Annotated in this window: 1 pseudogene; it reads left to right on the top strand. The window is 65.0% G+C overall.

Annotation, left to right across the window (positions count from 1 at the left end):
- A pseudogene (locus ACZ3HG_RS23480) lies at positions 1-277 on the top strand (SfnB family sulfur acquisition oxidoreductase); the annotation flags it as partial.

The following is a 277-nucleotide window of genomic DNA, read 5'->3' as shown; positions in this document are numbered from 1 at the left end:
CACCGGGATTGACCGTCATCGACGACTGGTCAGCCTTCGGCCAGCGCACTACCCTGAGCGGGACCGTCATCATCGATCAGGTGAAAGTGCCGAAGACGCATCTGATCCCGGCCTACAAGGGCTACCTGGAACCCTCCGCCGACGGCGCCATCTTCCAGATCATCCAGGCCGCCGTGGACGTGGGCATCGCCCGCGCCGCGATTGCCGATACCCAGGACTTCGTGCGCACCAAGTCGCGCCCGTGGATCGACAGCCAGCGCGATCACGCCTGGGAAGA

The organism is Erwinia sp. PME.40.26/001 (assembly GCF_055556675.1).
The sequence above is the reverse complement of the archived record's forward strand: the minus strand, read 5'-3'. Positions and strand labels throughout refer to the sequence as shown.